The organism is Bacillus sp. ISL-34 (assembly GCF_018613325.1).
Taxonomy (GTDB): domain Bacteria; phylum Bacillota; class Bacilli; order Bacillales; family DSM-1321; genus Peribacillus.
Genome location: NZ_JAGGQJ010000011.1, coordinates 72,913 through 85,505, shown reverse-complemented (window position 1 = coordinate 85,505; position 12,593 = coordinate 72,913). Strand labels below are relative to the sequence as shown.

The following is a 12,593-nucleotide window of genomic DNA, read 5'->3' as shown; positions in this document are numbered from 1 at the left end:
TATATTTCATATTTTCAATTAAAGGATAATCACTAATTCTATAAGCACTCTAGTAGACCTAACATTCAATCTATAGGTTCCTTTAGTTAAAAAATCATTTACAAAACCTTAAAATGTTATTTTAGCAAAACAATATGGTAACAACATGTCACCACTCTTACAATTTTAAAACAGAAACAAATGGAACTGTAATGTTTTTAATAAACCGATACAGAGATGTCATTTCCATATTCGAGAAAATATGTTTTTTCTAGAGGTGAGCAAACCATTCTTTATCCCTCTAAATGACCAGTTGCCCAGCCCTTCAACTTACCTATAAACGGTAAAAAGCAAGATCACCCTGCCTCATCCATATAAAAAAGCAGTACCCTCATTCATAAAAGGTAACTGCTCTCTGATAAGCTCCGAACAGTCGTTGTCCTTTGACAAATTAGGATTATACCCCTGTACGCTTACGTTGGTTATTCGGCTTTTTGGTCAACTGGCTTTTAAGCTGTTTCGTTTTCTTCACAACGCCTGTTTCCAGTTTATCTTTACTTGATCCTGCTTGCTTTTGAGCCAGTTTCTGTTTGACTGCATCCGCCAGGCTTAATTTTTTATTTTCAGACATACTGTTGTCTCCTTTAGTGTTCTGCCTTCTATTATAATATAGTTGCGATTAGAAAGATAATAGGGAGTTATAGCCTATTCTTCTTCAAAAAATCCTCTGGATAAAGGAAGTTTCGCCAACGAGGGACTAATTTCCTGCTCCTTTAAAAGGATTATTGATAAATTATGTTGACTTCATAATCAGAATTTGCTAAATTATCTTTATATTATAAAATCTATGAAGAGAAAGAGTAAGATGAGAACCCTGTTCCATAGAGAGTCGACATGTGGTGGAAGTCGATGTCCAAGGCCTATCCGAAAATCATCTCTGAGATGCAAAGCTGAAAGTGCAGTAGGCTTTGACGGGTTTCCGCCGTTACAATGGATCACGTATGAATTCGTACGTTGACTGAGTGCCGCAGCTTCTTTGAAGTGCGGAATATGGGTGGTAACGCGAGCACAAACTCGTCCCTGATTTTCAGGGGCGAGTTTTTTATTTGCACAAAACACTTTAATTAGCCTTTTTCAGGCCAGTCGGCGAGAGTTATCATTTTAAAAAAAGGAGAAATCACCATGAAAAAAACAGACACATTATTTATCGGCCTTATGCTTTTCTCAATGTTCTTCGGAGCGGGGAATCTCATATTCCCTCCATTTTTAGGCGCATCATCAGGAACTTCTTTCTGGCCAGCCATTGCCGGTTTTGTCGCCACCGGAGTCGGCCTGCCAATTTTGGTGCTTCTTGCAGTCTCACTTGTTAAAGGCGGGGCACAAACTATCGGTGCCCGTGTACATCCTCTATTCAGCACGTTGTTCATGGTGGTCATCTATTTAAGCATCGGGCCGTTTCTTGCCATTCCACGGAATGCGAATGTTGCCTATGAAATGGGCTTCAAGCCGTATCTTGGCGACTCAATGAATCAATCACTATTTCTATTCATGTTCACAACCATATTTTTCATCATCGTTTATGCCATTTCATTGAATCCAGAAAAAATGGAAACCTTCATGGGACGCTGGATTACACCCGTTCTTCTTTTGTCCATGGTCATTCTCTGTGTCGTTGGGTTCGTAAAGCTTGATGCTCCATTCCAAGCTCCAACCGAAGCATATGCTGCAGGAGCATTTTCGGAAGGGTTCATTGAAGGCTACAATACGATGGATGCTCTAGCTGCCCTGGCTTTTGGGATCGTCATCCTTACTTCAATCCAGCAAAGGGGGATTTCCGAACGAAAGCAATTGACGAGATATACAGTAAAAGCGGGTCTCATCGCTGGTGTTTTGCTTTCTTTAGTTTATATCTCCTTAGGTCTAATGGGAGCACGCATGGCAGCCGATGGTTCATTCGAAAACGGAACGGATATCCTCACTGTCGCATCGACCCTTTTACTTGGAACTGGCGGGAAGATCCTTCTCGGCATCATTTTCACTTTAGCATGCTTCACCACCGTCGTCGGATTGACGACTGCTTGCGGACAGTATTTCTCGAAGCTTTTCCCCAAGCTGAACTATAAAACCGTCATTCTGATCGTAACAATGGTCGGTTTCATCCTTTCAAATATGGGGCTGAACCAAATTCTGAAAGTATCGGTACCATTCCTTGTGATGGCTTATCCGTTAACGATCGTCCTGATCGTCCTGACATTCTTCAGCCGTCATTTCAAAAACCCGAAGAAGGTTTATCGCAGTGCAATGACTTTCACAGGAGTTTTCGCCTTGATAGATGGACTGAATGCTTTTGGCTTACAATTAGGACCCGTGCAAACCTTGAGTGATGTCCTTCCCCTTTCCGCCTACGGCATGGAGTGGATCATCCCTGCTCTCGTCGGTACAGCCCTTGGCCTTCTGCTCAGCCAAATCGGACAAAAGGCTCCAGCTGAGGAGTTGGAAATCGAAACACTATAATAATGAAGTAAGCAGGTGATTTTATGGATCACCTGCTTATTTTGTACATGTCTGCATTGCTTTATTTTGGAAATCGACATCCACTTTTTGTTATGATGGGGTCAAAGGAGATGATAAGTAATATGTCTAAGCAAACCCGTATTGGTAAAACAGATCTGTATGTAAATCCGATTGGCCTTGGCACGAATGCAATTGGCGGACATAACCTTTTCCCTAATCTAAGCGAGGATACAGGAAGGGATGTTTTGAGGACGGCATTGGAAGAGGGAATCAACTTTTGGGATACAGCATACATTTACGGTCCTGAGCGTTCAGAAGAACTTATCGGTGAAATCCTTAAAGAGAGTCGCAAACGCGAGGACATAGTCCTTGCCACTAAAGGGGCACATAAATTTGTCGATGGCAACATCGTCTTTGATAACTCTCCGGCTTTTCTAAAAAATGCCGTGGACTCGAGTCTAAAAAGGCTCCAAACAGACTACATCGACTTATTTTATATCCATTTCCCTGATGGTGATACCCCTAAAGATGAAGCAGTAGGTGCCTTAAAGGAATTAAAGGATGCAGGCAAAATCAAGTCAATCGGCGTCTCGAACTTTTCGTTCGAACAATTGAAGGAAGCGAATAAAGACGGCTATGTCGATGTCCTGCAATCCGAGTACAATCTATTTAAACGGGAGGCAGAACAAGACCTGCTGCCATATACAGCCGAAAATGATATTTCCTTCATTCCTTATTTCCCCCTTGCTTCCGGTCTGCTCGGCGGCAAATATAATCAGGAATCAACATTCGAGGACGGCCGGGCAAAAAGTCCGCTTTTCCAAGGACAAGCCTTTGTAAGCAACCTGCAAAAAGTGGAAGAAGTGCGGGCGATCGCCAACAGGAAGCAAACCGATGTCGCCGATGTCGTACTAGCTTGGTATTTAACTCGGCACTCGATAGATGTACTGATTCCCGGAGCGAAAAAGCCAGAACAGGTCACACGCAACTTACAAGCATTGGATGTCGATCTAACCATGGATGAAATCGCCGAAATCAGTGCCATTTTCGCTTAATATAGATGTGAAAAGGCTGTTCAGCTCAAGCTGAACGGCCTTTTTATCCTGCTCTGTGGTTCATCCTTGTACAAAAATTGACTAGGCTCTCTATATTGCTTAGGTGCCTGCACTTTGTTATATTTAGTGAATATTCCATAAATTAAGGAAGAGGCAGTCTGATGAAAAAATCTATTGTTATTTTATTTCTTATCTTGGCAAATTTGTTCTGGGCCGGTAATTACATATTCGGAAAGTACGTTGTGACCGAACTTTCCCCGATCCAGCTAACATTCATGCGATGGCTAATTGCCGTTTTCTTATTGTTTCCTCTAGCCCAATGGATTGAAAAGCCAGACTGGAAGAGTGTATGGAAAGCCTGGAAATTACTATTAGTCTTGGGTGTGCTCGGAATCATCAGTTATAATTTTTTCCTTTATTGGGCTTTGACCTATACAACCTCCATGAATGCCGCTCTTGTCAATTCCATGAACCCGGCCTTAATTGTTCTTTTTTCCGCTTTGCTGTTAAAGGAGAAAATTTCATCCCTCCATGCACTCGGACTTTTCATATCTTTATTCGGCGTTTTATTGGTCCTGACAAAAGGGCACCTTCTGGATATTTTCCAGCTCACTTACAATAAAGGCGACCTATTGATGTTCCTGGCGATTCTCGTTTGGACCTTCTATTCAATAATCGGTAAAAAACTGAAAAGCATTCCGATCATCTCAGCCACTGCCGTTTCCGTATTTCTTGGGTTGATTCTCGTCGCTCCATTTGCCATTGGCTCGGGAATGAACCTTGATTTAAGCAGTAAAGCCATCACGGGTCTCTTATATATTGGGATCTTCCCGTCTGTCGGCTCATTTATTTTCTGGAATATTTCCCTTCGTCATATCAATGCCGGCCAGGCTGGAATTTATCTGAATCTGATTGCTGTATTTACCGCCATTCTTAGTCTGGTTTTGGGTCATGCGATCACTATCATCCAAATCCTCGGTGGCCTCCTTGTCTTCATTGGCGTCTACCTGACAAGCAAAAAGAAAAAGGCATATCCGTCAGCTGTCACGAAGAACATGTAAAGAACATCCAGTAATTCTCATCAACGAGCGCTTTCTTGGCTTTTCCCCTTGTCTATGCACCATGATTTACGTTATCCTTTAAAGAAGAAAATCTGAATGTAAAGGTGTGCTTTAGTTGAGGATCAATAAATTTATCAGTGAATCCGGAATTACCTCGCGACGAGGCGCAGACAAATGGATAGCCGAGGGCCGTGTTACGATTAATGGCACTGTAGCTGAGCTCGGCAGTCAAGCTGAACCCGGCGATGATGTCCGTGTAGACGGCAAGCCGATAAAAGTCGAACAGCAAAATGTCTATATTGCACTGAATAAACCAATAGGGATTACAAGTACGACGGAAAAACACATTAAAGGGAATATCGTTGATTTTGTAAATCATCCGCTTCGCATTTTTCATATCGGACGGCTGGACAAAGACTCAAGCGGTCTGATCCTTCTTACTAATGACGGAGACATCGTAAATGAAATCCTTCGTGCAGAAAACAAGCATGAAAAAGAATACATCGTAACCGTCGATAAGCCACTTACCGCTTCCTTCATTAAAGATATGTCATCCGGAGTGGAGATTTTGGATACGAAAACACTTCCTTGTAAAGTTGAGCAGTTGACCAAATTTACATTCAACATCACTTTGATGCAAGGACTGAACAGACAAATCCGCCGGATGTGCTCCGCACTGGGTTATGAAGTCCGTGATTTACATCGAATCCGGATCATGAACATCCATCTGGACGGACTGGCGATCGGACAATGGCGTGACCTAACCGAGGATGAATTGACGGAACTGTTTAAGGAATTGGATTACACCCCAAGGCAAAGATCATAATGAAGATGCCCCCAGAATTTCGGGGGCATCTCTTTTTTAATTTCATATAAATTTTTGCTTTTTTATTCGTAGTTTTGCGGATTTACTCGTGAGTTTCGCTGTTTTACTCGTGAGTTTCACGCTTTTACTCGTGAATTCCACAACTTTACTCGTGAATTCCACTTTTTCACGAGTAAGGGCCAAAAATAAAAAGCAACCTGGAGTAGGCTGCTCGTTATCGGCTCTAAATTATACCCACCATAAATCAGTTGGGCTTTCGTTGATGAGTACAGTTTTCAGATTGGTTACGGCCCGTTGGAATCCTTCTTCAACTGACATCAGCGGGTCTTCGTGTTCGATGCTGACGACGTAATCGTAACCGTATGTGCGAAGGGCGCTCATGATGTCGGACCACTCTTGCAGGCTGTGGCCGCATCCTACAGAGCGAAAGTTCCAGGCACGGCTCTGGATATTTCCATATGGCTGCATGTCGGTTAATCCATACATATTGATGTTATCCTGATCCAGGTATGTGTCTTTTGCGTGGAAGTGGTAGATTGCTCCCGCTTTCCCTAGGATTTTGATGGCCTCGACTGGTTCGATGCCCTGCCACCAAAGATGGCTTGGATCAAGGTTGGCGCCTATTGCATCAGATGTAGCTTCCCGAAGTTTTAACAAGGTGTAGGGTGTGTGCACGAGAAAGCCCCCATGCAGTTCAAGGCCAATTTTTATATTGTGTTCATCGGCGATGGCGGCCACTTTCTTCCAATAGGGGATCAATTTTTCTTCCCATTGCCATTTCAGCACATCTGTATACTCATTCGGCCAAGGGGCGACGGGCCAGTTTGGATATTTAGCTCCTTCGTGATCACCCGCTGTACCAGAAAAGGTATTGACGACCGGGACGTTCAGTAAGGATGCAAGCTTGATTGTTTTAATCAGTGTTTCATCACTTTCTTTAGCGAATGCTTCATCTGGAGAGATTGGATTGCCGTGGCAGCTGAATGCACTGATCGTTAGCCCTCTAGTTTGAACGGCTTCGAGGTATTTTTGGCGCTTTTCTTCACTTTCCAGCAGTTCATCGAGTGGACAATGGATATTTCCTGGATACCCGCCTGTACCGATTTCTACTGTTTTTAATCCGGAATTCGCGACATAATCAAGCATATCCTCGAATGATTTTTGAGCAAATAGCACTGTAAAGATCCCTAATTTCACATGCCCCACCTCACCTTTTCATTAATTTATGCTCATGACCTTCCCACTTGCCGAGCTTTGATAAATGGCTTCGATTATTTTTGAAACTTTCATGGCTTCCGATGGTTTTACCAATGGTTCTGCCAACCCCAGGCAGCTATTAATAAAGTTCTCTGCCTGTTGCAGGTCTGGTGTATCCTCCCCTGGCATCCATACTGCCTCACTATTTAAAAGCATGCCGTGCTTAGCCTGATTCAAGACTAAAGGAAACACATCAAGTCCGCCCTGCGTTCCGGATAAACTCAAAACAGTTGCTTCTTCACGGATATTCGCGGCCCAAGATGTTTCGAATAATAAAGATGCTCCGTTGGCAAATTTAATATATGCCGTGGCATGGTCATCCACTTCAAATACCGAGGCATCAAAATTCCCCCATAAATTGACCTGATCGACACCCTTACTGACATAATTATATGTCGAACCTACGATTTCAATCGGTTCTGGGTCATCCATCAGCCATAATGCCAAATCAAGCAAATGGCAGCCGTAATCAATCACGCTTCCCCCGCCTTGCAATTCCTTGCTTGTAAAAACTCCCCAGCCAGGGACTTTGCGCCGTCTGATTGCCTGTACACGCGCTACATACGGTTCACCTATTTCACCGGCCTGAATCATTTTCTTTGCAGCCTGGGCTTCCTTCATGAAGCGGTAATGATAAGCAGTCGATAACACTTTACCCGATATGTTTGCGGCCTCGGTTATTGCTAAACATTCCTCAGTTGTAATGGCCATCGGCTTTTCGCATAACACATGTACACCAGCTTGCAGAGCAGCAATGGAAATCTCCGCATGGAACTTGTTTGGCGTTGCAATCGTAACAGCATCCACTTCGGCAAACATTTCTTCATAGTTGGTGAAAACCTTTTCGATATGAAATTCACGCGCCACTTCTCGCGCCTTCATTTCATCTATATCCTGAATGGCGTATAAAACCACTTTATCTTGAAATTTTTGAAAAGCTGGGATATGCCTTTTTTGGGCAATTCCGCCAGCACCGATAATACCCATTTTTAATTTGTACATGATAACTTTTAACCCCTTTATAAGCGGATGATTTTTCGGGATGCATTTGATTCCATCGCGCCAAGAATGACTTTTAATGATTTTAATCCTTCAACTCCTGAGACAAGTGGCTCCTCATTGTCCACCACACATTTTACAAAGTGGCTGATCACTTCGGAATCATGCTGTCCTTCTGAGTCATTAGTCTGGATGCTTCCTAATTGGATGGTTTCTGTCTTTCCATTATCATGATGGATGATCAGTGAGTAATTCGGATCGTCTTCAAGGCGCAATACCGCTTTTTCCGCATAAATGACCGTAGCATTGTCTTCTTTTGCATAAGACCAGCTGGCGGTAAGAGTTCCGATGATACCGCTCTCCGTCCGGAGGATACAGGCCGCACTGTCATCAACGTCTGTATTTTTCTTGGCAGTCGTTTCCACAAAGGCTCCCACTTCAACAAATTCTTCTCCAAGGATATACCGTAATAAATCAGCTTTATGAACGCCTAAATCTCCCATTGCACCAATGACTGCCTGATCCTTCTTAAAAAACCAGCTTTCCAGTCCGTCCACGCTCCAGGTTTCCGGCCCGGAATGTCCAAAAGCCGTCCGGAAGCTATAGACCTTCCCTAGCTCCCCGCTCTCAATAAGCTGTTTCGCTTTTTGATGAGAGGGAACAAAACGCTGATTATGACCAATCATTAGTATTTTGCCGCTTTTCGCTGCTGCTGCATTCATTTTTTCAGCGTCCTCCAAAGAAGTAGCCATTGGTTTCTCACAAAGGACATGCTTACCAGCTTCCAACGCCGCAACCGTGATGCGTGCATGCAGGTAATTCGGTGTACATACACTGATCGCTTCAATCTCCTCATTCTTCAAAAGTTCTATATAATCAGTATATGCTTGTGCGCCATACCTTTGTGCTGCTGCATTCGCCCGGTCCTGCACAATATCGCAAACGGCAATGATCTCCGTTTCCTGATGTGCATCATACTCCGGAAAATGCCTATTTTTTGCGATACTCCCGCATCCAATGACTCCTACCTTCACTTTGCCCATTTTGTTCTCTCCTTCACTTCATCTCTTTACCTGAGATGGATTCCAACGGTTCGGCTTTCCCATAGTTCGTTACGATTCCAAATTCCGGCTTGACCCAATCAACGGCATTCTTAATCACTCGTTGAATCTCCGGATTATGGAAGGTAGGATATGTTTCATGACCTGGACGGAAATAGAAAATCCTCCCTTTTCCCCGCTGATACGTGCAACCGCTTCTGAATATCTCCCCGCCTTCAAACCAACTGACGAATATTAATTGATCAGGTGCAGGAATATCAAAATGTTCCCCGTACATCTCTTCCTTCTCAAGCTCTATATATTCTCCGATTCCATCAACGATAGGATGACTGGGATCGACAACCCAGAGCCGTTCCCTTTCATCCGCCACCCGCCATTTCAAATCGCAAGTCGTGCCCATAAGTCGTTTGAAGATCTTTGAAAAATGACCAGAATGGAGGACGATGAGACCCATGCCCTCGAGTACTCGCTTGTGAACCCTTGCAATGATTTCATCCTGAACTTCATCATGTGCAACATGCCCCCACCAAAGAAGCACATCGGTTCGTTTCAATGCTTCTTCGGTTAATCCATGCTCTTCTTCATCAAGAGTGGCGGTCCTCACCTCGACCTGTTCACTTTGTAAAAAGCCTGCAATTGCACCATGGATACCATCCGGATATACTTTTGCTACTTCAGGCTTTGTTTTCTCGTGGCGAAACTCATTCCAAACCAAGACTCTCATGAACAACCCTCCTCCATTCCAGATTCATTTCACGGCAACTTGCTTTGCATGGTTAACTATTACCTATTTATTCATAACGCAAACGTTTGCGTTTAGGCAGAATCAAAAATATAAAAACATACTTATTGACTTCAGAAAGTATGAATTTTCAAAAATAATAGTGATAATCTATATTGTAAATTTATGTTATCAAAAATCAAGCTTTAATTGGTAAAACATTTCTACATTTTTCATTTAATTTCCTTTTCGGCAACAAAATGCGACTCTCGCTTTATGATTTTGGTAGGAATGCTGATACTCTTTTCCATCATTTCCGGATTTGCAATTAGATCAAACACGCATTTTGCCGCCTCATACCCTAACTGATACGTATGGATATCAACAGTCGTCAGCGGCGTACTTAAAAATTCTATGAATTCTGAGTGGTTAAAACAGACGACGCTTATTTGCTGTGGCACTTTCAAGTTCTTTTCAGCTAACACTCCAAGCAAAAGAACACCCAATAAAAGATCCATCACCAAAAAAGCGGTTGGTGCCTCTTTCAATTCCAGCAATTCGTCAATCGCCTTTATTCCATCCGTTCGATTTAAAGGAATCAATTTGATATATTCCTGTCGCACCTCCAACCCGGCCTGTTCCATCGCTTGTTGAAAGCCTGTCAAGCGGTCCTGGATCACCTCAAACTCGGGACTGCCCCCTAAAAAGGCAATTCGCTCATGTCCAAGACTGATTACAAACTCCGATACTTCCCTGGCCGCTTGAACATTATCGTTATCAATGAATGTGATACCGCTCAAGTTCGTACTTGGCTTCCCGATCAAAACGAACGGGAAGCCCTGCTTTAATAAATACGGCACCACTTTATCGTCCTTTTTAGAGTACAAAACAATCATGCCATCCACTCTTCTGCCCTGAACCATTTTCACGACATCCTCAAAGATGGCATCCTCCGTCTCGCCGGTTGTCAGAGAAAGACTGTACCCTTCTTTATTACAGAAATCCCCGATGCCTCGGATCACTTCCGGAAAAAAGGGATTATAAAGTGATTCCCTTGCCGAACTTTTCATGACAATCCCAATAGCCTTAGTTGACTTCGTGACCAAATTCCGGGCATTTTCATTCATATGATAGCCCATTTCCTTTAATACCTTGCGTACCTTACGCTTTGTCTTTTCACTGATTGTCGGGCTGTTATGGATTACACGCGATACCGTTGATGGAGCGACATTCGCTTTTTTGGCAACGTCTTTTATAGTAACAGACAAATTCATCAACACTCCCCGTTCACCGCACATGGTTTAATATTCCCTATATTTAAATAGTTATTTAACGGCTCCATCTGCAATTCCTTTGATAATTTGCCTCTGAGCAAAAAAGTACGCAATGATGACTGGAATGATGGATAAAGTAAGGCCAGCCAAGGCAAGATGCCATTGCTTCGTATATTGACCGAAAAAGAAGAATAATTTAAGTGGAATGGTCTCCGATCCTGCGCCGCCAATAACAAGGGATGGCAACAAGTAGTCATTCCATATCCAAATGACATTTAAGATCCCAACTGTAATGGACATCGGTTTTAATAACGGAAATATGATATACCAAAATATTTGAAAGCGGTTTGCACCATCAATCTTTGCTGCCTCATCAAGTGAGATGGGAATCCCTTTTAAAGTACCATGATATAGGAATATGGAGAGACTGCAGCCAAAACCTAAATACATGAAAATCAGTCCGGCCTTGTTCAACATCCCCAGCTGTCCGAATTGGGCAACGAGCGGTATCATCACAGACTGAAACGGGATCAGCATGGCTGCTACAAATATGAAGAAAAGCAGGGAACTTATTTTACTTTTGTTTCGGGAAAGAGCGTACGCAGCCATCGCAGAAAAGATGATGATGATGACTACACTGACGCCCGATATCAATAAAGAATTGAATAATGTCCGGAGGAAATCCAATTGCTCGAAAGCTTGAATGAAGTTTTCGAATGTCCAGGTTTCAGGCAGTCCCAGTGTATCGGCAAATATATCCCGTTTCATTTTAAAAGCATTGACAAGCATTAAATAAAACGGAGTGAGCCATAATATGGCCAAAATGAATCCGATGAATCCAATCAGCCACAATTTCCATTTTCCTCTCATTACAGCTCAACCTCCCGTTTTTTATTGAAATAGACTTGTGTCAGTGAAACGACCGCCACGATTACGAAAAAGATAACGGCTTTTGCCTGTGCATACGCCATATCGTTTTCGGTGAAGGCGGATTTTACAATGTTCATCGCAACCATTTCAGTTGAATTATAGGGAGCTCCATTCGTCAAAGAAAGATTTTGATCATAGATCTTGAACGAGTGGGAAAGCGTCAAAAACAAACTGACGGTAAAAGCAGGTGCCACTAGCGGAAAAGTTATATGACGAAAACGCTGGAAGCTGTTCGCTCCGTCAATTTTTGCCGCTTCGATCAGGTCTTCAGGAACAGCCTGCAGATAGGCAATATAAATGATCATGATATATCCGGCCATCTGCCAAGACGTTAAAATGATCAATCCCCAAAAACCTGTATCTGTCGTTGATAACCATCCATTAAATGCTTCGATTCCAGTCAAATCACCAATCGCACCGAAAACCTTAATAAAAATGAACTGCCAGATAAAACCGAGAATCAAGCCGCCAATTAAATTGGGCATAAAGAAAACTGTCCGCAGTATGTTGCTTGATTTAATTTTTGAAGTCACGATGAGAGCCAAACTTAATCCAATGACATTGATTACCACAATTGCGGCTACGGAAAATTTAATGGTGAACCAAAATGTATCAAGGAACCCTTTATCCGTAAACAAGTCTATATAATTCTTAAGACCGATGAAATCCGGCTTCCCTAAACCGTTCCAATTCGTAAAGGAATAATAAAATCCGTAGATGAGTGGCACGATCACAACCAAAATGAGTGCAGCAAGAACAGGTGTCAAAAACAGCCAATATGCGGCATCCCGATTCCTCAACGAAACCGACCTCCTTGAAATGATTTAATAGTTAATTGGTTTTAGACCATGGTTATTTGCTGAATCCCTTGCTGAGGCAATTTCCCTAAGCGACTTTTCTATAACAAGGATACCAA

Annotated in this window: 12 protein-coding genes and 1 other annotated feature; of the genes, 4 read left to right on the top strand and 8 right to left on the bottom strand. The window is 42.8% G+C overall.

Annotated features, from left to right (window positions below; translation table 11 throughout):
- Positions 1 to 436 precede the first annotated feature (436 nt).
- Positions 437 to 610, bottom strand: a complete 174-nt coding sequence (locus J7E52_RS10360; protein ID WP_164468807.1) for a hypothetical protein — start codon at positions 608 to 610, stop codon at positions 437 to 439.
- A 207-nt stretch (positions 611 to 817) separates the two neighbouring features.
- Positions 818 to 1,064: a binding site (T-box leader), on the top strand.
- 97 nt (positions 1,065 to 1,161) lie between these two features.
- On the opposite strand from J7E52_RS10360, the gene brnQ reads away from it, so the two are divergent.
- The 4 genes from brnQ (at position 1,162) to rluF (ending at position 5,435) form a co-directional block, all read left to right on the top strand.
- Positions 1,162 to 2,493 (top strand): branched-chain amino acid transport system II carrier protein, encoded by a 1,332-nt coding sequence (brnQ, locus tag J7E52_RS10355; RefSeq protein WP_214745653.1) that lies wholly within the window; start codon positions 1,162 to 1,164, stop codon positions 2,491 to 2,493.
- A gap of 122 nt (positions 2,494 to 2,615) precedes the next feature.
- Positions 2,616 to 3,548, top strand: coding sequence for an aldo/keto reductase (locus J7E52_RS10350; protein ID WP_214745650.1), 933 nt, complete (start codon positions 2,616 to 2,618; stop codon positions 3,546 to 3,548).
- A gap of 161 nt (positions 3,549 to 3,709) precedes the next feature.
- Positions 3,710 to 4,609 carry a DMT family transporter gene (locus J7E52_RS10345; protein WP_214745647.1) on the top strand — a complete coding sequence of 300 codons (900 nt, stop codon included), beginning with the start codon at positions 3,710 to 3,712 and terminating at the stop codon, positions 4,607 to 4,609.
- Between the two features lie 115 nt (positions 4,610 to 4,724).
- Positions 4,725 to 5,435 carry a 23S rRNA pseudouridine(2604) synthase RluF gene (gene rluF, locus J7E52_RS10340; RefSeq protein WP_214745643.1) on the top strand — a complete coding sequence of 237 codons (711 nt, stop codon included), beginning with the start codon at positions 4,725 to 4,727 and terminating at the stop codon, positions 5,433 to 5,435.
- 228 nt (positions 5,436 to 5,663) lie between these two features.
- Here the strand turns inward: rluF and J7E52_RS10335 are convergent, their stop codons facing one another.
- The 7 genes from J7E52_RS10335 to J7E52_RS10305 all read right to left on the bottom strand — a co-directional run bounded on the left by J7E52_RS10335 (position 5,664) and on the right by J7E52_RS10305 (position 12,477).
- Complete coding sequence (locus tag J7E52_RS10335) at positions 5,664 to 6,632, bottom strand: sugar phosphate isomerase/epimerase family protein (protein WP_214745641.1); 969 nt, start codon at positions 6,630 to 6,632, stop codon at positions 5,664 to 5,666.
- Positions 6,633 to 6,653: 21 nt separating this feature from the next.
- Positions 6,654 to 7,694 (bottom strand): Gfo/Idh/MocA family protein, encoded by a 1,041-nt coding sequence (locus J7E52_RS10330; protein WP_034305944.1) that lies wholly within the window; start codon positions 7,692 to 7,694, stop codon positions 6,654 to 6,656.
- A gap of 17 nt (positions 7,695 to 7,711) precedes the next feature.
- Entirely contained in the window at positions 7,712 to 8,734 is a 1,023-nt protein-coding gene (locus tag J7E52_RS10325) for a Gfo/Idh/MocA family protein (protein WP_214745638.1), read from the bottom strand.
- 13 nt (positions 8,735 to 8,747) lie between these two features.
- On the bottom strand, positions 8,748 to 9,476 hold the full coding sequence (locus J7E52_RS10320) for a ThuA domain-containing protein (RefSeq protein ID WP_214745635.1): 729 nt from the start codon (positions 9,474 to 9,476) through the stop codon (positions 8,748 to 8,750).
- 230 nt (positions 9,477 to 9,706) lie between these two features.
- Positions 9,707 to 10,741 carry a LacI family DNA-binding transcriptional regulator gene (locus tag J7E52_RS10315; protein WP_214745632.1) on the bottom strand — a complete coding sequence of 345 codons (1,035 nt, stop codon included), beginning with the start codon at positions 10,739 to 10,741 and terminating at the stop codon, positions 9,707 to 9,709.
- A gap of 57 nt (positions 10,742 to 10,798) precedes the next feature.
- Entirely contained in the window at positions 10,799 to 11,617 is an 819-nt protein-coding gene (locus tag J7E52_RS10310; RefSeq protein WP_214745629.1) for a carbohydrate ABC transporter permease, read from the bottom strand.
- Positions 11,617 to 12,477, bottom strand: a complete 861-nt coding sequence (locus tag J7E52_RS10305) for a carbohydrate ABC transporter permease (RefSeq protein ID WP_214745626.1) — start codon at positions 12,475 to 12,477, stop codon at positions 11,617 to 11,619. Before J7E52_RS10305 ends, J7E52_RS10310 begins: the two co-directional genes overlap by 1 nt.
- Positions 12,478 to 12,593 lie beyond the last annotated feature (116 nt).